Genomic DNA, 20,090 nt, shown 5'->3' with positions numbered 1-20,090 from the left:
TGTAATAGTTCAAGAGGCTATCTTCTTTTAAGTAATATACAGATTTTAGCTATACTTATAAATCTTAAAAACCAAAAAGGAGATGTAAATAATGTCAAATAAAAATGTCTTCACAGTATCATTAGATGCAGGAGCAATTATACTAGATTTTAATGATACATCTTCAAATATAAGTGGATATACAAAAAAAGAGCTTCTAGGAAAAAATTGGTTTGAAATATTTATACCCGATAGTAATTTAGTAGAAGTTTTAGGAGTGTTTAGCGACCTCTTTCATGGTCAAAATGCTCATTGGGAATTTACAAATAATATCAGATGTAAAAATGGTTCTACTAAAACTATCAAATGGGTCAATAATATAATAAAAGATGAGAAAAACAGACCTACGGAAATTTACTCTTTAGGAGTGGTAGTCTAGATAATCACTTAACTATCTGAGTACCAACACCTTCTGATGTGAAAAGTTCCAGCAACATAGAGTGCTCCAGTCTACCGTCAATGATGTGAGCTTTCTTTACCCCGCCATCAATAGCTTCTAAGCATGCATCTACCTTTGGCACCATTCCACCATGAATAGTTCCATCAGCTTTTAGAGCATCAACTTCATCTCTTGTAAGAGTAGCTATAAGTTTCTTCTCCTTGTTAAGAACACCAGGAGTATCTGTTAAGAAGATAATTTTATTTGCACCTATAGCCTTTGCAACATACGACGCACATAAGTCTGCATTTATGTTAAAGCCAGGATGTCCCATCTCTTCACCGGCTGCTATTGGAGCAATAACTGGTACAAACTTATCAGCAATAAGTTTAGCCACTACATCAGGTTTCACTGAGTCAATATTCCCAGTTAATCCCCACTTTGCAAAATCTTTTGCTTTTGCAGTAATAAAGTGAGCATCTTTACCACTTACACCTATAGCTTTCGCTCCATGAGAATTAAGAAGTGAAACTATCTCTTTATTTATCTCTCCACTAAGAATCATCTCTGCTATTCGCATAACTTCTTTAGTAGTAACTCTCTGTCCATCTATAAACTTAGTCTCAATATTTAGAGCATCTAGCATCTCTGTAATCTTTGAGCCTCCGCCATGAACGATAACGGGCTTAATACCAACAAGATACATAAGTAAAATGTCTTCTGCAAACTTTTCTTTTAATTGTGCAGAAGTCTGAGCTGAACCGCCATATTTAATAACAACAATCTCATTCCTAAATTCTTTTATAAATGGTAATGCATCAAGCAGTGTTTTTACTGTTTCAATCTTTTTTTTCAATCTTTGCCCCTATAATTATCAATTCTACTAAATATTTTTTCATCAACCTGCACATCCAAATCTAGTAGTGATATTGGTAGGTTAAAAGATTCTACTTTTACAAAATCTTTATAGGTAAGTAAAAGTGACTCAGAACTATCTTTTTTTAAAATTTCTTCTAATTCTTTTTTCGTAAATTTATGATGATCTTCAAAGTAATTTTTACTTACAACTTCTGGTAAAAACTCATCTAGCCTTGATGGTCTTGCAATAGCTGTTACAAGTGACATTTTAGCACTTTTATTTTTAAGATTCACTACTCTTTTAAAATCTTTGCCATCCTCTAAAACTATTGCTTCTTTATAAGACCAAAGTCTCTCTCTAAAAGCTCCTGAAGGTAAGCATCTATTGTTCTTGGTTTTGACATCTATAAGAAGGTCTAGTTTTTTAATATCATGCTTGGAGTATGCATCATCTAAAAAAACTATTTTGGCTCCCATCTCTTTAGCTTTTTGTATTCCCAGAGGTCTATCTTCACTTACTATAACTATGGCATTTGGGAGTTTGTGAGCATATATCATAGCTTCATCTCCGCTAATATTTACATCACACAAAACAGTATCTCTGTCTTTAACAACATATAGTCCGTTACTACTACGGCCATAACCGCGAAGAACAACAGCAGCATCTTTATATCTGGACGCAAGAGTGGTAACCAATGGTGTTTTACCACTTCCGCCTACACTTAGATTTCCAACACTCACTATGTCTATTTCAAAATCAACTGGGGTTTTACTTTTAAAGCGGATAAACATACCAAGACAATATACCCAACTAAGAGGAAGGAGTAAAAAAGAGAGAAGTTTTTGAAGAAAATTCGGGTTATAAAAATACTCTTCAACCCAAAATACTAAACTCTTTTTCAATGTTATTAAACTCTAGTTTTAGCTATTTGTTTAACTTTTTCACAAACAAATTTTACTTCTTTATCATCCATACCAGCATATATAGGAAGAGATAGTACTTGCTGATAGCACTGTAGTGCTTTAGGAAAGTTATTAATCTTCAGTGAATATTTTGATTTGTAGTAAGTTAATAGATGCAGTGGAATATAATGTAATCCACACTCAACACCAGCTTTTTTAAGCTCAAGTGCAAAAGAATCACGGTTTTTATCTACTTTGACAATATACAAAGAGAATGGATTCTCATCATTGCTCATATCCGGAATAGTTATATGCTCAGTTGATTTTAAAGCCTCACTGTAGATTTTTGCTATCTCTTGATGTCTCTTAATATTTTTATCTTGCTTCATAATTTGAGCTCTAATGTAAGCAGCAGCTAACTCGGATAAAGAGTAATCATTACCAATATCTACTACATCATAGATATATTCTAATGAATCTTCATCACGTTCTATAGCATGGTTAGTTAAAAGTTTCGCACGTTCCATAATTTGGGCATTATCAGTAACAAGCATTCCTCCGTTACATACATTTTTCTTTAAATGAGGAGAGAAGTTAAAACAAGTAATATCTCCACCTGTAGAACCTATCTTTTTTCCTTTATATGTAGCTCCTAAAGCTTCACTTGCATCTTCAACAATTTTCACACTATATATCTTAGCAATAGCATATAGCCTTTCTAAATCAACTGTAGTTCCCCCCAAGTGAGTAACGATAACAGCTTTTAATTTTTTCGACTGATTATCTTCTAAGTAGGCTTCTAAAAGGTCTAGATTTATATTATAAGTATTTGATTCAATATCTATGAAAACAGGTTCTGCATCAAAGTGGCGAACAACTTCTGGTACGTTTGGATAAGCATTTACTGAACAAACCACCTTATCACCACGTTTAAGATCAAGTGCGAGCATCGCAAGATGCAGTGCTGAAGTACCGTGAGAAGTTGCTAAAGCATACTCTGCTCCAACATATGAAGCAAACTCTTCTTCTAATTTAGTTACCTGATTAAAATCCTCTGCATCTAAAACGTCTGCTACATTACTATGTTCTTCTCGTCCACTTTCATATTTACAAAACGGTATTCTCATTTTTAGTCCTTATAAGGTTATGTCTCTTGGGTAGTTAAAATCATGGTTTATAGTTCTGGATGTTAGCTTTGCAATAACTGGCATTTTTCGCTTAAAATGGTTACGAAAAATTCTTCCTATTATCATATCTAGCATCTGAGAGTCTATCCCCTTTTTAACTATTTCTTCTTTACTCAATCTATCTTCTACATATAACTTCAAAGCAGCATCTAGCTGTGCATATGTATAACCTAGATCTTCTTCGTCACTCTGTCCATCCCATAAATCAGCTGATGGAGCTTTATCTATAATACTTCTACTTACACCTAAGTACTCTGCCAACTCATAGACTTCACTTTTGTACAAATCACCTATCGGATTAACTGCACTTGATAAATCTCCATATAGAGTTCCATAACCCAACATCAACTCACTTTTGTTACTAGTTCCTAAAACCAAAGCATTTTCTCTTGCTGAGATATCAAATAAGGTTGACATTCTCATACGAGAAGAGAAATTTCCTTTTCTTAGGTTGTCCATATTTGGATTCAACTCTTCATATGCACGTAACATCGGCTCAATAGATGCTGTTATGGACTTCATAAAAAAATCTCTACAAAGTGCATCAGCATCATCTAGTGAACTCTGCGAAGAGTAGTGTGAAGGCATTTTCACACATAACAAATCATCTCTAAAAGTTTTATGGGCTAAAACTGCTACAACAGCAGAATCAAGTCCGCCACTCAAACCAACAACAACTTTTTTTATACCAGTTTTACGAACTTCATTATCTAAAAAATGTTCTAGATAGTCTGAAATTTGTGCGTATTTACTCATATTTATTAACAAACCTTTAAAAATCTTTAACAAAAAATATTATATCAAAGTTTTGTAACAAATTAGTATTAGATAATTATTATACTTTAAATAATGATAGTTGATCTTCTAGTTCATCTGCTGTTTTTCTTAAATTTATAGATATATTTGAAATACTATCTACACTTTTTAAGTTCAAACTAGATGATTCATTTATTTTTTCTATCTCTGCTATTATTTCAATAACTCTGTTTGACAAATCACTGGTTACCTGAGATGACTTTTCAGCTACTTCTACTGTTTCTTTCATAATCTTTGACACCCCACATGTTTTTTGATTAATACCGACAGATACTTCTACTAAATGTTCATAATCTTTTTTCTTAGCACTCATTTCTGAATTTGTAATAGCTATAGAATCAACAAATATTGAAATAACATTATTTATCTCACTTAGTGAACCTTGTGTTTTTTCAGCAAGTTTTCTAACTTCATCAGCAACAACAGCAAATCCACGGCCATGTTCCCCGGCACGTGCTGCTTCTATTGCCGCATTTAATGCCAGTAAGTTTGTTTGATCTGCTATATCATTTATAGAACTTACAACATCTTTCATTCCGTCTATTTGTGAACTTAAAGACTCTAATCTACCAACAATCGCCAACTCTTTTTCCATACCGTTTTCAACTGTATCCCGCATAAGTGCTATTTCACTACCAACTTCAGCAAGTGAAGATTGAGCTTTTGCTATATTGTTTTTCGTAGTTTGAGAATCTTTATTACTAGAGTCTAATACTTCTCTTACTGTACGACTGGAACCAACACTAGCATCTATTGCTCTTGCCATATTTTTTATATGGTGTTGCATCTCTCGTGATGTAGAGATAAGCTCTTCAACTTGAACATGATTTTGAGAACCACTCTCTTTTATATTTACGATTAAACTTCTAATCTCATCTATAAAACTATTAAAGCTATGCGAGATAATTCCTAATTCATCTTTATTTTTTACATCAATATGTTTTCTTAAATCACGAATATCATTAGATAAGACAGATGATATAACTGACGCTGGTTTTAATACCAATTTTACAACATATACAAGAACAAATATGAAAATCAATAGTGCTGGCAACACTTTAATAGCCAACATATACATAATTTCAGAAGAAATTTCATCTATTGATGAAGCATCAAATATGGCTATTATTTTACCACCATTATTAACTTTTAGAGTTTTAGATATTATAAGATAACCATTTTTAATTACTGTGTCATTGTTTAATATTTTTCCGGCATTGACAAGTTTTTGTATATCATCTTCGCTTATATTTTTTGAAGTTACAAATCTATGTTTTATAGGTTTTGGAGGCTGTTCTGGCGCAAAAAGTGACTTAGGTATTTTGTTGCTCATACCATCAACATCAATAACTAAAGCACCTGTTGATTTTACAATAGCCTTCACATCATTTGATCTTAATTTCATTAAATTAGCACCGGAAATCGAAACCTCACTTATAGGAACTAAAGCTGAAAATGCAGCCTTAGCGGTATTTATGATACCTCTACTCTCTGAGTCATACTTTTCAGTGTATATAATTTTACCAATCCACAGAGTAAATATAATCGAAAATGTTATAACTGTGACAATAACTTTATATACTAATGAAATATCTTGAATAGATTTTTTATGACTCATTAAAAGTTCCTTTTTAAAAATTATTTTTGTGAAGCACACTGTCCATTTAGACAAAAAGCACCATATCCAGTATGACATGTTCTACAGTCATTTGGATTCAATCCACTTCCAGGAGCATTTGCTGCATCTTGTCCATCTTCTGTATAGATACTATAAAGAGGTTTATTCCCTTTATATGTAGTTACAAAAAGAACTTTTAAATCTTTTAGATGAAGAATCATAGTTGCTCCATCAGGAAATTTACCATCTCTTTTTGCAAATGGTTCTTTGGCACTTTTATTTACTAAAATAGCAACTGCACCTGGACCACCTGGCTTTATTGCACAATATGTTGCAACAGTTTCTTGATAAATCGCTGGTAGCGAAGAGACATTAGCATTACAATCAGGTAGTGCACCTAAAATCGCAAGTGGGGTCTTAATGCTCTCATAACTTTTCCAATCAGATGGATAACTAGACTCACTTCCTGCAAACAATATTGTCGCCGTAGCAATCAACATAATAATTTTTTTCAACATCTTTCCTCCTATTATAAAATCTTATAAGTTAAGATCTATACCAAAAAATGGTACTCCTTAAACTATAAATTTTAACTTAAAGTTCGTTTAACAATTTATGTTTTGTTTTTATTTATATTGTTTTGTTACAATCTAAATAAAAAAAGAGTCAAGATGCAAATAAAAGTTCAACCTATGGGTGTTTACCAAACAAACTGTTACATCGTAACTGTAGATGGTAAAGACTTTATTATAGATCCAGGGGTAGATGCAACTTCATGGGTAGTACAAAATGTTACAAATCCTGTAGCTATTTTAAATACACATGGCCATTTTGATCATGTATGGTCAAATTCAGAGCTTCAAAAAAAACTAAATATTCCACTTTATACTCCAAAAGGTGATGTTATGTTACTTTCTGAGAGTAGCTGGATGCCAGATCTTCCACCATCAATTCCGGATGTTGAAGTAAAACCCGAAGAAGAATTTGATTTTGATGGTGTAAAAATAAAGTTTCGCCATTTTCCTGGGCATTGTCCGGGTTGTTCAATGATAGAGATAGAAGATGCAATGTTTAGCGGTGATTTTATCTTTGAACGCTCTATCGGTAGAACAGATTTTCCATACTCATCTCCGCAAGATATGAGAGACTCCCTAGAGAGATTTAAAAAACTGAATTTTGATAAAACACTCTACCCTGGACATGGTGGAACCACAACCATAAAACAAGAACAACAATATGCAGACTATTGGATAGGAACTCTATAATGAAAGATCATTTTAAAGAAAAGTCAAAAAATTGGGATAAGGGCGATGTTCAGGTCCAAGGTGCTAAAATAATAGCAGATGCAATAAATAAAAAAATAGAACTTACAAAGTGTATGGAGATTTTAGATTTTGGTGTAGGTACAGGTCTTCTTGGTTTTGATATAGCACATAGAGTTAAAAAAGTCTATGGTGTTGATACATCTGTTAGTATGTTGAAAAAGCTAGAGGCTAAGAATACTCCTGAGATAAGTATTGAGACTTATTGTCAAGATATTATAGCTAAACCACTGGGTAGAGCTTTTGATGGTTTAGTTAGTTCTATGACACTTCATCATGTTAAAGATTTAAAAGCTTTCTTTGAAACAATATACAGAGATATCAACGAAAATGGTTTTATCGCTATTGCAGACTTAGAAAGTGAAGATGGGACATTTCATTCAGACAATACCGGTGTTTTTCACTTTGGGTTTGAGAAGGATCAACTATGTAGGATTGCTGCAGATGCAGGATTTAGTGATATAACTTTTCAAAATATCAATACTATTAACAAACCACACAGAGATTTTGGTGTCTTTTTACTAACTGCAAAAAAATAAAAGAGAGGACTTACTCCACTCTTTGTATTGCTTCATCATCATTTTCAAGAAGTTTTAGCTTTAGTACATGTCTATCTGTTATAACCGTTTTAAACTCACCTTCAAAAACTTTGATATCTAAAACATGAGCTTCTACATGAACATTTCTTTTTCTACCCTCTTTATGTCTTACTCTAGCAACAAAATTCACTTCATCACCAAACTTTACAGGAGATAGAAACTGACAATCACTTCCAACAAGAACTACATTTCTTTCATTTACAGCGGCCATAGCAGAAAAATCAGCAGCAGAAAAAATAAATCCACTGTGAATAAGACCCTGGTCGTCAACAACCATTTCAGAGCTTGTTATAAGCCTTAACTCAACATAGCCCCTTTCTAACTTTAAAATCTCACCATTTAAATCACGATTGATACTCTCATGAGTTGATAAAAGTACGCTATTTTCTTCATCTTCTCTATAATCATCAAGTTCTAACTCTTCATCGGGTAGTTCTGTTTCTGTACTCATTTATTTATTCCTTAATTTTACTTTGTAAAATGAAGGAAACCCTTCATCTATCCATTACCTTAACACTCAACTTAGGCAGTAAGCTATCACATTAATGTGATTTAATCAGTTTAACATATACCCTTTTTGGGGCTGGATAACCCTCTACAGTTTTTGTACTATCCTCAGGGTTTAAAAAGTCTTCTAGTGATTGTCCTTCTATCCATGAAGTCTTTCTCTGCTCATCTAAGTCAGTAGTTGAAGTTTCTAAAACCTCAAAGCTACTAAAGCCTGCTCTTAAACACCAGTTCTTAAGAGCAGGTATTGTCGGTACAAAGTAGATATTTGGTATCTTTGAGTAAGATGATTTGGGACAAAGTGCCATTTCATCATCACCAACGATATAGAAAGTATCAAGTATCACTTCACCCTCTTTGTCAAGTCCACGAAAGAGTGACTTTAGCATTGTAACAGGGTCACTTCTGTGATATAAAACACCCAAACAAAAGATAGTATCGAACTTCTCTTCATAGAACTCTAAATGCTCCACTCCCAAAAGTTCATAAACAATATCACTTTTTACAAAATGATTCACAAAATCAAATTGTGTTTTATACAAAGGCGATGGATCAAAACCTACTAGAGATTTTGGTTCATCTTCTTGCATGCGAAATAAGTAATAACCATTGTTACATCCTATATCGGCAACTCTCTTATCTTTTAAATTAAAATGCCCTCTTAAAAGATTGTATTTTATGTTACTCTTCCACTCTGCATCTATGACACAGTCAAAAATCTCAAATGGTCCTTTTCTCCAAGGCATCATAGTTCTTGCAATATCTTCTATATTTTGACTAACATCACCGCTAATCTTGACAACATCACCAAGTTCAACTTCAAACGAGCCATCTTCAAGAGTCTCTATCAGATTGCGAATAGGCTTGATATTTTTCCAAGTCATCCACTTTTGTCTTTCTTTTCTTATTTCTTCTAAGTTCATTTTATTCTTTATTTAAGTAAATTTCATTATAATTGTATCTAAAATATATTTTATATCACTAGTAATATGGGCTTCCTGTCTAAGAAAGCTCAGTGTTAACGTTAGGTAGCGGGATTACTTCTGATATCGTAACAAATAGATGAAGGAACATTTGAATGAGATTAGAAAAAAAAGCCACCGTTATATCTACATCAGTTGCAGGTGCCCTTGTACTAATAAAAATGACTGTCGGGATTTTAAGCGGTTCTATTGCCGTTCTTGCTTCTGCTATTGATAGCTTATTAGATTTGACTGTATCACTATTTAACTACTTTGCACTTAATACGTCTGAGAAAAATCCAGATGATCAGTTCAACTATGGAAGAAACAAGATAGAACCGCTTGCAGCAGTTGTTGAAGGTACAGTTATCTCTTTATCTGCACTTTTCATACTCTATGAGGCACTTGTGAAGATTGCCCACCCTAGAGAGATGGAGTTTATGCTAAGCAGCATCTGGGTAATGGCGGCATCACTTGTTGTAACTTTTGTTCTAGTAACGTTTTTAAATTATGTTGCTAAAAAAACTAAAAACATGGTTATAAAAGCGGATGCTCTTCATTACAAAACTGACCTTTTCTCAAATGGTGCGGTTCTTATGGCTCTAGCACTCATTTCTATGACGGGAGAGCAATTGATAGACCCCATTTTAGGTGTTGGTATCGCGATTTACATGATTTACTCAGCTATGCCAATCATTAAAGAAGGTATTTTAATGCTTCTTGATGCTGCTCTACCTGAAGAAGATTTAGAGCAAATCAGAACTATTTTAGAAAATGACGATGGTATTAGTGACTATCACTACCTTCAAACCAGAGAAGCAGGCTCACATATCTTTATATCTGTTCACACTGTTTTTAACGTAAGCATCTCTCTATATGATGCTCATCTTATTGCTGATAAGATAGAAGCTAAAATCAAAGATCTTTTTAAAGATAAAAGTGTTCATATATTAGTTCACATGGATCCTTATGATGATTCTGAGATGAATGAGATAGAAGATGAATACTAGGGTTAATATTAATTTTTATGCACTAATAATTGGAACAGAAATTTTAAATTCCAGACGAGAAGATAAACATTTCAAGTTTGTTCGCGATGAATTACAAAAATATGGTTATGAGCTTTTTGCAACATTCATAGTTAAAGATGATGTTAATCTCATGAAGAGTTGTTATGAACTTATAAAAAAAGATAAAGACTCTATTCTTTTCTCATTTGGAGGTATAGGTTCAACTCCTGATGATTTAACTAGAGAAATATCAGCAGAAATATTTACTAACAAACCTGTAGTAAGGCATAAAGTATTTGAAAAAAACATCATAGATAAATTTGCAGACAAGGCCTATCCACATAGAGTTCATATGGTCGATATACCAGAAGGTTCTGAGTTACTTTTTAACCCAGTAAACAATATGTCAGGGTTCTCTTTAGAAAATAGATTTTTCTTTGTTCCAGGATTTCCAGAGATGGCTCATCCAATGATAAAAGAAGTCATCTCTAAAGTATGTTCTACTAGATTAGAAAAGTTCAGATATACACTTTTAGCCCAAACAAGTGAAGAGACTCTAATCACTCAGATGAAACTTTTACCATCACACATTGAATTGTCTTCTTTACCAGTTTTTAAAGATGGAAAAGCAAATGTTGAGCTCTCCCTTAGTGACTACAATGAAAAAGAAGTAAAGAAATACTTTGAACTATTTATAAAAGAGCTCAAAAATCATAATATAGCATATGAATTAATTTAACCTCTATCTGCTTCGGCCGCCACCACCACCGCCACCACTATTAGAGCCTTTATTCATATTTTCTGAACCTGAACCTGAGCCTGAACCATCTGTTTGTCCATAACTATTTTGATTTTGATTTCTTTTTTGTTCTCCTGAACCATCTCCACTTGTAGTTTGCTTACTCGCTTGCATCTCTTGCATTTTTGCTTCATGCTCTGCAAAACTATCTGTTGCAAAACTGACACTTGCTATTAATATTAACGATAATAAGATTTTTTTCATTGTAAAACTCCTTTTGTATGGAGTATTGTAATAGTTATTTGTTAGCAGAGTGTTAAGAAGATAAAAATTAAATGTAGTATACGAAGTAGTTTAACTACTTAGCATACACAACAGCTCTACTCTCTCTTATAACATTTACTTTTATCTCACCAGGATATTGAACTTTTTCTTCAATCTCTTTTGCTATCTCTCTTGACATCAAAATAGACTCATCATCGTTAATCAAAGTAGCATTAACGATAACTCTTACTTCACGTCCTGCATTGATAGCATAAGCCTGCTTTACACCGGAGTGCTCAGATGCTATCTCTTCTATTTGTGTAACTCTTTTTAAGAAACTCTCCAGTACTTCTCTTCTTGCACCTGGTCTTGCAGCTGAGAGTGCATCTGCTGCACAAACAGCCCCACACTCGATAGAGTTTATCTCTTCTTGTCCGTGGTGAGCATATATTGCATTTATAACTATACTGTGTTCGTTATAACGGTTACAAATCTCAGCACCCAAATCTACATGATTTCCATCATGATCGTGAGTTAAAGCTTTGCCGATATCGTGAAGTAGTCCAGCTCTTTTTGCAAGTCTAGCATCTCCCCCCATTTCAGCGGCCATAATACCTGCTAAGTGAGCAACTTCAAGTGTATGCGCTAAAGCGTTTTGCCCGTAACTAGCACGATATCTTAGTTTACCGATTAACTTAACAAGCTCTGGATGCATAACTCCGATATCCATATCTGCAATCAGCTCTTCACCTTCAGTTAAAATGCCATCCTCAAACTCTTCACTTACTTTGTCATATATCTCTTCTATTCTTGCAGGTTGAATACGACCATCCGCTATAAGAAGCTGTAAAGTTTTTGTTGCAATTGCGCGACGATAAAGGTTAAAACTGCTTATAAGAATTGCATTTGGTGTATCATCAATAATAATATCAACACCCATCAAAGTCTCGATAGCTTTAATATTTCTACCCTCTTTACCAATAATACGACCTTTTAACTCATCATCTTCGAGATGCACAAGGTTTGTAAGTCTCTCAGATGCAAAGTTACCTGCAAATCTACTTGTAGCCTGAGCTAAAATGTAGTTTGCTTTTTTCTTTCCTTCTTCTTTTGCCTCATTTTCGTAACGTCTAACTATATGAGCAACATCTGCTCTAGACTTCTCTTCTATATTATCAAGTAGAACTTTTTTTGCTTCATCTTGAGTCATTCCAGCACTATGTTCTATAGTATGAAGGGCTTCATCTATCTTGACTTCATACTTCTTCTTTAATGATTCTAGCGATTTCTCATTTCTTTCTAAATCAACTTTTTTAACTTCTAAAACTCTGCCATCATCACGAAGTCTCTTATCTTCTAGTTGTTTATAACGAATAAAACTTTGCTCTTTTCGTATAACATCATCTTCTCTTTGGTGCAGGTCTGCTTTTGCTCTCTCTTTTGAACTCTCATAATATTTAATAGCTTCACGCTCAACATCTTGCGCTTTTACATTTGATTTATGCAGAAGCAATTGAGCTTCATTCTCAATTGCACTTGCTTTTGCTTTTGCTTTATCAACAAGAACATCAAAATTAGCATGAGTAATTTTCTTAGAGATAAAAAATCCAAAAAGACCACTTACCGTGGCAATAGAGCCACCCAGTAGTATCTCATTTAACATTATTAATTTCCTATTCTATAGCCCGTAATACTTCCTTGGTTTTTTAATCAACCTTGGTGTTAATAGTACATCACATGCGACATCATAATCATCGCAAATAAACTTTTTTGTAAAACAAATTTCTGGTTGTGTAAAAATTGTGTATGGTCTCTTTTTTAACTTTGCAAAGAAACGATCATACATTCCCTTCCCAAAACCAATTCTTTGTAATCTACCATCAACCCCAACCGTAGGCACTATGGCTATATCAATTTTATTTATATTTCTTATTGTATTTCCCGCTTCATAAATACCAAAATTATTTTTCTTTAGCGGTAACCTAAATGGTACTATCTTAAAACTTGCATCTTGCATAAATGGCACAAAGATATCACAATTTTTACGTATTTTATTGAGTGTTTTTCTTATATCTGCTTCAAAAGGTAACGGATAATAAAATAACACTTTTGCACCTCTGATGTTTTTTAATTCACGTAAGAGGTGTTTATTTATCATAGCATTTCTATAGTATTTGCTATGAAAAGAAGCATTGTTCATCTTTTTGATACAATTTTCTCTAAATATAGATTTTGTAAGAGGCATATAAATTCTTTAAGTTATAATTTCGCATATTCTACAATAAAAAAAATGATAAAAAGGTATTTTAATGTTTAAAAAAATCACTACAACACTTTTATTAAGTTCAGTTATATTCTTTGTTGGATGTTCCAACGAAGAGCCTCAAGATGTAAACGAGATTATTTCAACAAACGAGTATGTATTAACAGGCCTTGATAACAAACAATATATAGTTAAAAAAGAGGGCTCTGGATTTGTACTTAAAGGTGCAAAAGGCAAAGTAGTCATCTTTGACATCTTTGCAACTTGGTGTCCACCATGTCGTGGAGCAGCAACTCATCTTACTTCACTTCAAGAAAAGTACAAAGATGACCTAATCATTATCGGTATTACTATAGAAGACAGTATCCCTAATTCAAAGCTTTTAGATTTTAGAAAAACATATGATGCAAACTATACACTTGTTAACTCTGATCAAAATCGTCGTTTGGCAGATACTATTGTAAATGAATTAAAACTTGGTGAAAGATACCCTATTCCGATTATGGCCCTTTACAAAGATGGACAATATATAAACCATTTCATAGGCTCAATAGAAGAAGAACTAATTGAAAGCGAGATTAAGCTCGCAATTGGTAAATAAATATATATGTTTGGTTTTATAAAAAAATCTCTATCAAAAACAGTAGAGGCGATAAGAACTGTTGCACCAAAAAAAAAGATTTCATTTACAAAGAATGAGCTTGAAGATATTCTTCTAGAAGCTGATGTTGAGTATGACTTAGTTGAAATTATTTTAAATGAGATTTATCAAAATAAAGTTACAAGAGATATCTTACGCTCAAAACTTTTAGCTACCCTAGCCTACACTTCATACAAAGAGCCTGAGTTTACTGCTCCTTTTGTAGAACTTATAGTTGGAGTAAATGGTGCAGGTAAAACTACTACTATCTCAAAACTTGCTCAGAGATACAAAAAAGAGGGAAAGAAAGTAATTTTAGGTGCTGGAGATACATTCCGTGCGGCAGCAATAGAACAACTTACACTTTGGTCTAAAAAACTAGATATTCCTATAATTTCATCAAAACAAGGGCATGACTCATCTGCAGTTGCATATGACACTATAGATTCTGCAAAATCAAAAGGTTTTGACAATGTCATAATTGACACTGCAGGTCGTCTACATACACAGACAAATCTGGCAAATGAACTTAAAAAGATTAACCGCATATGTGATAAAGCTCATCCAGGTTCTCCTCATAGAACAATTTTAATCGTTGATGGAACACAAGGAAACTCAGCAATAGCTCAAGCAAAAGCTTTTAACGAAATGATAGGAATTGATGGAATTATCATCACAAAACTAGATGGAACTGCAAAAGGTGGTTCAATCTTTTCTATTGCTTACGCGCTAGAACTTCCTATACTTTTCGTAGGAACTGGTGAACAACCGGAAAATCTAACACCGTTTGACAAATATGAGTTTGTAGATGGGCTTTTAGATGCTATCTATGTTGAAGAAGAGACTAAATAGTTATCTTCTTCTCTTAAGTACGAAAGAGATCAAGTTTAGAATGCAAATCATCTGTTAAAGAGTTTAGATGATCAGCAGCTGATACAATCTCCTCTACATTACGAGCATTTTTTGAAGATATCTCATTAATCTCAGAGATCTGAGAAACGATAGCTTCAACATCACTTCCAGTTTTTTCAAAATCTCTAACAGTTTTATCACTTGCAGATACAGCTTCATTTACGATTAATACAGTATTATTAATTGTTTTTTCTACATCTGTAGCTCTATTTGTTAGCTCTTGCATCTCTTGAGAATTACTACTCATCTGTCCACTTACATCTCCTATAGATTGAACTATAACGTTGATAGTTGCATTTATGTCAGTAAGAGATTTTTGTGTTCTCTCGGCTAGCTTTCTAACTTCATCAGCTACTACAGCAAAACCGCGACCATGCTCACCGGCACGAGCGGCTTCAATGGCAGCATTGAGTGCAAGAAGATTTGTCTGGTCTGCAATATCTGCAATAATTTCTAAAACATGTTTAACTTCATTAGCATCTGAAGATAAAGTATTCATTCTATGAGCAAGTTCAACTTCAAGCTCAGCACTATGCTGAATTTTAGAACTTAAAAGGACAACCTCTTTACGAGCATCATTCAAGTTTTTGTTTGCCTTTATGATATCTTTCTTACTCTCTTTTGCATCTGAGACAGAAGACACAATCTCACTTTTAATGAAGTTTGCTTTTTTAGTAGCCTCATCAACAACACTAACAGACTTCTCAACATTTTTTCCTACACCAAGTGACGTAGTAGAGAGTTCGTGTGATATAGAAGCATTTTCTGAAGAACTTTGTTTTGAAGTCTCTATCAAATCTTTTAATTCTACAATTAGATTATTAAAACTTCTAGCCATCTGAGATATCTCCAACGGTGCCTTTTCATTTACTATTAAGGTCAAATTTTTATTGTCTCCGATTTCTAAAAGTGTCTCTTTAAATCTATTTAATGGTTTGACGATACTTCGATTAACTAACATAACAGATATAGTACTTATGACTAACAAAATAACCAAAGACCATATAATGATACTGTCTCTTATACTATTTGGTACTATAAGAACTTCAGCCTCATTTATCTCTGAGAGTATTGCCCAGTTAAAATCTTTACCTACCTTTACTGTAGAAAAAGAAGAAAGCACCAGATTGTTATTGTAATTAGTTACTATTTTAGTATCACTCTTTGCTTCTAAAGCTTCACGAGATGCAACTGTATCTACATAACCACTTGATGGATTAGCAAAAGAAGCGTATAACGAGTGTCCTTCTACATCTAAATAGCTATCACTTCTCATCAGTTTATCTGAGCCAACTAAATAGTCTTCTTGTGTATCTCCATAGTCATGTCTGTATCTCATTACTTTGTTAATGGCATCATCACTTATTTGAAATACAAGCACAGCTTTGACTTGAGCATTTACAACTATTGGAGTTGCTAAGAACATTGCAGGAACACCATTACTAGGTGCATATGGTTTCATATCAACAAATGTAGGACGATTGTTTGCCAATGCTTTTTTATATACTTGAGCTAATCCACTATTTTTTAATGAACCGCTAGTTAGATTTGCTCCATAATCAGATTCTTTTGTTGCACTATACATTACATGCCCAGTTTTTGCAGCAATTATAAATATGTCGTAATATCCATACTCTTTTAAATACTTTTGAAAAAATGGCTCATGTGGTAGACGCTCTTCTTTTGCAGAAGGGTTATTAACAGGAAATGGCACATTATCTGCAACTTCAAGGTCATCCAAAACTGTTAAAAGATCCCAGGAAATATCTTGAAGATTTTTACTCATAGCTAATACATCTATATCTCGCACAGATTTAGCAAAAAACTCCTCTATTTGATTTTTTTTGATATCTCTTAGAGTTGTTAGATTTTTGTAACTGTTTTGCATCAATATTTCTTTACTCTTAGAACTTGATAGAAATGTCGTAATAGATGCTAATAATATTAAAGATACCGTAGTGAGCAAAATAATTTGAAATTTTATAGATAACTTATTCATTTAAAGCCTTATATTTTGTTTTAAAAATGCAAGTCTATAAGTAAATAGTTACGGAGTTATTACAAAAACTAGATACTAAATATGACATTTTGTCATATAATAAACTTCTACTGAAAAAAATTTGTATAATCACCAATAACTTAAAAAAAAAGGCTTATATCATGGCTAAGAAAAAGATTTTATTTGAGTGCCAACACTGTGGACTTACTACTCCAAAATGGATGGGGAAATGCACAAATTGTGGTGCATGGGACTCATTTATAGAACTAAGTGAACATCAGCAAGATGTAGTAAAACAGACTAAGTCTGCATCTAGTAGTGCATCTAAAGCCGTAAGTATAAATGATATACAAGAGAGTGAAGTTTATAGATATAGCTCACTTGATAAAGAACTTGACGGTGTTTTAGGTGGTGGAATAGTTCCCGGTTCACTAACACTGATTGGTGGAAGTCCAGGAGTTGGTAAATCAACTCTACTTCTAAAAGTAGCTTCAAATATTGCATCTACTAACAAAAATGTACTCTATGTGACAGGAGAAGAATCAAGTGGACAGATTAAGCTACGTGCTAATCGTTTAAGCTCAAACAATGACTCTTTATATCTTCTTAGTGAAATCAGGTTGGAGCAAATCTTAATAGAGCTTGAACATAGAGAGTATGAGTTTATTATCATTGACTCTATTCAGACTATCTATACTGAGAACATCACATCAGCACCAGGCTCGGTTACGCAAGTTAGACAAATAACATTTGAGCTTATGAGAATAGCAAAAGAAAAAGACATAGCCATTTTCATCATCGGTCATATCACTAAAGAAGGCTCTATTGCAGGACCTAGAGTTTTGGAGCATATGGTTGATACAGTTTTATATTTCGAGGGAGATTCATCTCAAGAGCTAAGAATATTAAGAGGCTTTAAAAACCGTTTTGGACCAACAAGTGAGATAGGAGTATTTGAGATGAGAAGTGATGGTTTAATCTCTGCCACAGATGTAGCTTCTCGCTTTTTTAACCGAAATTCTGAACAGGCAGGTTCTGCTCTTACCGTTGTTATGGAAGGTTCTCGTCCTATTATATTAGAAGTTCAAGCATTAGTATCTGAGTCTCACACTCCAAACTCTAAAAGACAAGCAACTGGATTTGACAACAACAGACTAAATATGCTTTTAGCACTTCTTGAGAGAAAGTTAGAAATCCCACTATCTGGATATGATGTATTTATAAATATTACCGGGGGTATTAAAATAACTGAAACAAGTGCAGACTTAGCAATTCTTGCAGCAATTATTAGTAGTTTTAGAAATCGAGCTATATCAAAAAAAACAGTTTTTATAGGAGAAGTATCTCTCGTAGGTGATGTAAGAGAAGTCTATGGCATGGATGTTAGACTCAAAGAGGCTAAAATGCAAAACATTTCAAAAGCACTTCTAGCAAAAAAACCACTTGAGAAAACAACAATCAAAACTTTTATAGTAGATGAAGTAACAAAATTATTAGAATGGTATTAAGCTTCTCAACTTGAACATAATAGTAGCTAGCTTTATCAAGGTTTAATACGAATTTACCTAGAATTACAAAAATATCATACATAAGGTAAAAAAAAGAGATGATTACATGGATGCAAAGACATAAAAAATACCTCATAATTACTATCTGGATTTCAACTATCGCTTTTGTTGGAGCAGGTTTTGTTGGTTGGGGACAATACTCATACGGAGACAAAGCCGGAGCCGTGGCAAAAGTTGGAAATGTAGAGGTTACAATGGGTGAACTTCAAAAAACATACTCAAACCTTTATGCTCAATACAACAAAATGTTTCAGGGTAATTTTGATGAAGAAAAAGCAAAGAGTTTTGGTCTTCAATCTCAAGCACTTAAGCAGTTAACAGATCAGGCATTAATCATTAATCTTGGATTATCTTATGATTTAGAGATCAATGATATAGAACTTTTAAATGAGTTAAAAACTCAAGAATATTTTTTTAAAGATGGTGTTTTTAACAAAGAGACATACAAAGAAGTTCTCTCCAGAAATGATATGAGCATTAAAGAGTATGAAGCTGACGTTAAGAAACAATTACTTATCCAAAAAACTCTAAAATTACTTCCAGTTGATGTAAGTAAGAATGAACTAGATATAATCAATAGTATTTTAAATATTGCTGATAAAATAAACTATAAAATATTAAGTGCTGATAAAATAAATATTGACACTTCAGACGACGCTCTTAAACCTTACTGGGAATCAAAACAACAAGAGTTTATGAGTGAAGTTAGTTATGAGGTTAAGTTTATTAAACAAGACAAAGTATCAAATGAGTATGATGAGGCTAAGATAAACGAGCATTACCTTGCTAACAAAACTCACTTTAAAGATGCTCAAGGAAAAATTCTACCACTTGAAGATGCAAAAAGTTCAGTTATAGATGAGCTTGACTCTAAAGCTACTAAAGATGCTGCTCTTAGACAATATATAGCTTACAAAAAAAGCAAACTTGCTTCTGATGTAGAAGTATCTACTGCTGTTATTTCAGCTTCAAATAATCCTTATAATGCTGAAGTCTTAGAAAAAATATCTAAATTATCTATAACATCTCCATTCCTAAAACCTGTTTTAGTAAATGATGCATACTTTACATTTGAGCTAACAAAGGTAAATCCTTCAAAAGCAAAATCTTTTGAAGAAGCAAAAAAAGATGCTTTAGTAATGTTTATCCAAGAACAAAAAAGAAACAAACTTCTTGAGTTAGCTAAAAATTCTGTAGCAACGTTTAGTGGTGACACAACGGACTATATTACGAATGTAGATGCTGCCAAACTGACAAACATGGATGTTGCGGATGCAAATGAATTTTTAGTAGCACTATTTTCTTCACAAGAAAAAAGAGGTTTTATTTCTTTGAAAAATGGAAATGTTGTTTTATATAATATACTGGAACAAAAACTGCTTAACAATACTAACACTAATCCAAACAACCCAATTGTTAGATTAAAGAGTGCTATGTTTAATGAAGGTCTGATTAAAAACCTACAAAACAAGTACAAAACAGAGATATTTATCGAAGGACTCTAA

At 33.1% G+C, this 20,090-nt stretch carries 21 protein-coding genes; 9 read left to right on the top strand and 12 right to left on the bottom strand.

Annotation, left to right across the window (positions count from 1 at the left end):
* The first annotated feature begins 91 nt into the window (after window positions 1-91).
* Window positions 92-418, top strand: coding sequence for a PAS domain S-box protein (locus ACLHDE_RS05570; protein ID WP_415398216.1), 327 nt, complete (start codon window positions 92-94; stop codon window positions 416-418).
* A gap of 4 nt (window positions 419-422) precedes the next feature.
* On the opposite strand, the gene argB is transcribed toward ACLHDE_RS05570, so the two are convergent.
* From argB to ACLHDE_RS05540, 6 genes are all read right to left on the bottom strand, one after another.
* Window positions 423-1,274, bottom strand: a complete 852-nt coding sequence (gene argB / locus ACLHDE_RS05565; protein ID WP_415398215.1) for an acetylglutamate kinase — start codon at window positions 1,272-1,274, stop codon at window positions 423-425.
* A complete protein-coding gene (locus ACLHDE_RS05560; protein ID WP_415398214.1) occupies window positions 1,271-2,179 on the bottom strand; it encodes a tetraacyldisaccharide 4'-kinase in 909 nt (302 codons plus the stop codon). The genes argB and ACLHDE_RS05560 overlap by 4 nt, the downstream gene beginning before the upstream one ends.
* A gap of 5 nt (window positions 2,180-2,184) precedes the next feature.
* Complete coding sequence (locus ACLHDE_RS05555; RefSeq protein ID WP_415398213.1) at window positions 2,185-3,306, bottom strand: DegT/DnrJ/EryC1/StrS family aminotransferase; 1,122 nt, start codon at window positions 3,304-3,306, stop codon at window positions 2,185-2,187.
* Window positions 3,307-3,315: 9 nt separating this feature from the next.
* Window positions 3,316-4,122 (bottom strand): NAD+ synthase, encoded by an 807-nt coding sequence (locus tag ACLHDE_RS05550; protein ID WP_415398212.1) that lies wholly within the window; start codon window positions 4,120-4,122, stop codon window positions 3,316-3,318.
* Between the two features lie 79 nt (window positions 4,123-4,201).
* Complete coding sequence (locus ACLHDE_RS05545) at window positions 4,202-5,800, bottom strand: methyl-accepting chemotaxis protein (RefSeq protein ID WP_415398211.1); 1,599 nt, start codon at window positions 5,798-5,800, stop codon at window positions 4,202-4,204.
* A 20-nt stretch (window positions 5,801-5,820) separates the two neighbouring features.
* Complete coding sequence (locus ACLHDE_RS05540; protein WP_415398210.1) at window positions 5,821-6,318, bottom strand: hypothetical protein; 498 nt, start codon at window positions 6,316-6,318, stop codon at window positions 5,821-5,823.
* 153 nt (window positions 6,319-6,471) lie between these two features.
* Here ACLHDE_RS05540 and ACLHDE_RS05535 point away from each other — a divergent pair, with 153 nt between their 5' ends.
* Complete coding sequence (locus ACLHDE_RS05535; protein ID WP_415398209.1) at window positions 6,472-7,065, top strand: MBL fold metallo-hydrolase; 594 nt, start codon at window positions 6,472-6,474, stop codon at window positions 7,063-7,065.
* On the top strand, window positions 7,065-7,661 hold the full coding sequence (locus ACLHDE_RS05530) for a class I SAM-dependent DNA methyltransferase (RefSeq protein ID WP_415398208.1): 597 nt from the start codon (window positions 7,065-7,067) through the stop codon (window positions 7,659-7,661). The genes ACLHDE_RS05535 and ACLHDE_RS05530 overlap by 1 nt, the downstream gene beginning before the upstream one ends.
* A 10-nt stretch (window positions 7,662-7,671) precedes the next feature.
* Here ACLHDE_RS05530 and ACLHDE_RS05525 read toward each other — a convergent pair whose 3' ends face one another.
* Window positions 7,672-8,172 (bottom strand): PaaI family thioesterase, encoded by a 501-nt coding sequence (locus tag ACLHDE_RS05525; protein WP_415398207.1) that lies wholly within the window; start codon window positions 8,170-8,172, stop codon window positions 7,672-7,674.
* A gap of 91 nt (window positions 8,173-8,263) precedes the next feature.
* The gene (gene cmoB / locus ACLHDE_RS05520) at window positions 8,264-9,151 is read right to left on the bottom strand and encodes a tRNA 5-methoxyuridine(34)/uridine 5-oxyacetic acid(34) synthase CmoB (protein WP_415398206.1); all 888 of its coding nucleotides are present in this window, start codon (window positions 9,149-9,151) and stop codon (window positions 8,264-8,266) included.
* Window positions 9,152-9,306: 155 nt separating this feature from the next.
* On the opposite strand from cmoB, the gene ACLHDE_RS05515 reads away from it, so the two are divergent.
* Both ACLHDE_RS05515 and ACLHDE_RS05510 read left to right on the top strand, forming a co-directional pair.
* On the top strand, window positions 9,307-10,200 hold the full coding sequence (locus tag ACLHDE_RS05515; RefSeq protein ID WP_415398205.1) for a cation diffusion facilitator family transporter: 894 nt from the start codon (window positions 9,307-9,309) through the stop codon (window positions 10,198-10,200).
* On the top strand, window positions 10,190-10,939 hold the full coding sequence (locus ACLHDE_RS05510) for a competence/damage-inducible protein A (protein WP_415398204.1): 750 nt from the start codon (window positions 10,190-10,192) through the stop codon (window positions 10,937-10,939). The genes ACLHDE_RS05515 and ACLHDE_RS05510 overlap by 11 nt, the downstream gene beginning before the upstream one ends.
* Window positions 10,940-10,942: 3 nt before the next feature.
* Here ACLHDE_RS05510 and ACLHDE_RS05505 read toward each other — a convergent pair whose 3' ends face one another.
* The 3 genes from ACLHDE_RS05505 to ACLHDE_RS05495 all read right to left on the bottom strand — a co-directional run bounded on the left by ACLHDE_RS05505 (window position 10,943) and on the right by ACLHDE_RS05495 (window position 13,403).
* Window positions 10,943-11,203 carry a hypothetical protein gene (locus ACLHDE_RS05505; protein ID WP_415398203.1) on the bottom strand — a complete coding sequence of 87 codons (261 nt, stop codon included), beginning with the start codon at window positions 11,201-11,203 and terminating at the stop codon, window positions 10,943-10,945.
* 94 nt (window positions 11,204-11,297) lie between these two features.
* Window positions 11,298-12,866 carry a ribonuclease Y gene (gene rny / locus ACLHDE_RS05500; RefSeq protein WP_415398202.1) on the bottom strand — a complete coding sequence of 523 codons (1,569 nt, stop codon included), beginning with the start codon at window positions 12,864-12,866 and terminating at the stop codon, window positions 11,298-11,300.
* A 15-nt stretch (window positions 12,867-12,881) separates the two neighbouring features.
* On the bottom strand, window positions 12,882-13,403 hold the full coding sequence (locus tag ACLHDE_RS05495; RefSeq protein WP_415398515.1) for a 5-formyltetrahydrofolate cyclo-ligase: 522 nt from the start codon (window positions 13,401-13,403) through the stop codon (window positions 12,882-12,884).
* A 109-nt stretch (window positions 13,404-13,512) separates the two neighbouring features.
* Here ACLHDE_RS05495 and ACLHDE_RS05490 point away from each other — a divergent pair, with 109 nt between their 5' ends.
* Window positions 13,513-14,067: a TlpA family protein disulfide reductase gene (locus tag ACLHDE_RS05490; RefSeq protein WP_415398201.1), complete on the top strand. Its 555-nt coding sequence runs from the start codon at window positions 13,513-13,515 to the stop codon at window positions 14,065-14,067.
* Between the two features lie 6 nt (window positions 14,068-14,073).
* Window positions 14,074-14,958, top strand: coding sequence for a signal recognition particle-docking protein FtsY (ftsY, locus tag ACLHDE_RS05485; RefSeq protein WP_415398200.1), 885 nt, complete (start codon window positions 14,074-14,076; stop codon window positions 14,956-14,958).
* 13 nt (window positions 14,959-14,971) lie between these two features.
* Here the strand turns inward: ftsY and ACLHDE_RS05480 are convergent, their stop codons facing one another.
* On the bottom strand, window positions 14,972-17,017 hold the full coding sequence (locus tag ACLHDE_RS05480) for a methyl-accepting chemotaxis protein (RefSeq protein WP_415398199.1): 2,046 nt from the start codon (window positions 17,015-17,017) through the stop codon (window positions 14,972-14,974).
* A gap of 161 nt (window positions 17,018-17,178) precedes the next feature.
* Between ACLHDE_RS05480 and radA the strand changes: the two genes are divergently transcribed.
* Entirely contained in the window at window positions 17,179-18,525 is a 1,347-nt protein-coding gene (gene radA / locus ACLHDE_RS05475) for a DNA repair protein RadA (RefSeq protein ID WP_415398198.1), read from the top strand.
* A 98-nt stretch (window positions 18,526-18,623) separates the two neighbouring features.
* Window positions 18,624-20,090 carry a peptidylprolyl isomerase gene (locus ACLHDE_RS05470; RefSeq protein ID WP_415398197.1) on the top strand — a complete coding sequence of 489 codons (1,467 nt, stop codon included), beginning with the start codon at window positions 18,624-18,626 and terminating at the stop codon, window positions 20,088-20,090.

The organism is Sulfurimonas iocasae (assembly GCF_047716755.1).
Lineage (GTDB): Bacteria > Campylobacterota > Campylobacteria > Campylobacterales > Sulfurimonadaceae > Sulfurimonas.
The sequence above is the reverse complement of the archived record's forward strand: the minus strand, read 5'-3'. Positions and strand labels throughout refer to the sequence as shown.

Coding starts and splice junctions, on each gene's coding strand:
- ACLHDE_RS05510 (WP_415398204.1), top strand. CDS start 10,190: ATGAATACTAGGGTTAATATTAATTTTTATGCACTAATAATTGGAACA.
- ACLHDE_RS05525 (WP_415398207.1), bottom strand. CDS start 8,172: ATGAGTACAGAAACAGAACTACCCGATGAAGAGTTAGAACTTGATGAT.
- ACLHDE_RS05515 (WP_415398205.1), top strand. CDS start 9,307: ATGAGATTAGAAAAAAAAGCCACCGTTATATCTACATCAGTTGCAGGT.
- ACLHDE_RS05490 (WP_415398201.1), top strand. CDS start 13,513: ATGTTTAAAAAAATCACTACAACACTTTTATTAAGTTCAGTTATATTC.
- radA (WP_415398198.1), top strand. CDS start 17,179: ATGGCTAAGAAAAAGATTTTATTTGAGTGCCAACACTGTGGACTTACT.
- ACLHDE_RS05570 (WP_415398216.1), top strand. CDS start 92: ATGTCAAATAAAAATGTCTTCACAGTATCATTAGATGCAGGAGCAATT.
- ACLHDE_RS05530 (WP_415398208.1), top strand. CDS start 7,065: ATGAAAGATCATTTTAAAGAAAAGTCAAAAAATTGGGATAAGGGCGAT.
- ACLHDE_RS05470 (WP_415398197.1), top strand. CDS start 18,624: ATGATTACATGGATGCAAAGACATAAAAAATACCTCATAATTACTATC.
- rny (WP_415398202.1), bottom strand. CDS start 12,866: ATGTTAAATGAGATACTACTGGGTGGCTCTATTGCCACGGTAAGTGGT.
- ACLHDE_RS05550 (WP_415398212.1), bottom strand. CDS start 4,122: ATGAGTAAATACGCACAAATTTCAGACTATCTAGAACATTTTTTAGAT.
- ACLHDE_RS05545 (WP_415398211.1), bottom strand. CDS start 5,800: ATGAGTCATAAAAAATCTATTCAAGATATTTCATTAGTATATAAAGTT.
- cmoB (WP_415398206.1), bottom strand. CDS start 9,151: ATGAACTTAGAAGAAATAAGAAAAGAAAGACAAAAGTGGATGACTTGG.
- ACLHDE_RS05505 (WP_415398203.1), bottom strand. CDS start 11,203: ATGAAAAAAATCTTATTATCGTTAATATTAATAGCAAGTGTCAGTTTT.
- ACLHDE_RS05540 (WP_415398210.1), bottom strand. CDS start 6,318: ATGTTGAAAAAAATTATTATGTTGATTGCTACGGCGACAATATTGTTT.
- ACLHDE_RS05555 (WP_415398213.1), bottom strand. CDS start 3,306: ATGAGAATACCGTTTTGTAAATATGAAAGTGGACGAGAAGAACATAGT.
- ACLHDE_RS05535 (WP_415398209.1), top strand. CDS start 6,472: ATGCAAATAAAAGTTCAACCTATGGGTGTTTACCAAACAAACTGTTAC.
- ftsY (WP_415398200.1), top strand. CDS start 14,074: ATGTTTGGTTTTATAAAAAAATCTCTATCAAAAACAGTAGAGGCGATA.
- ACLHDE_RS05495 (WP_415398515.1), bottom strand. CDS start 13,403: ATGAACAATGCTTCTTTTCATAGCAAATACTATAGAAATGCTATGATA.
- ACLHDE_RS05480 (WP_415398199.1), bottom strand. CDS start 17,017: ATGAATAAGTTATCTATAAAATTTCAAATTATTTTGCTCACTACGGTA.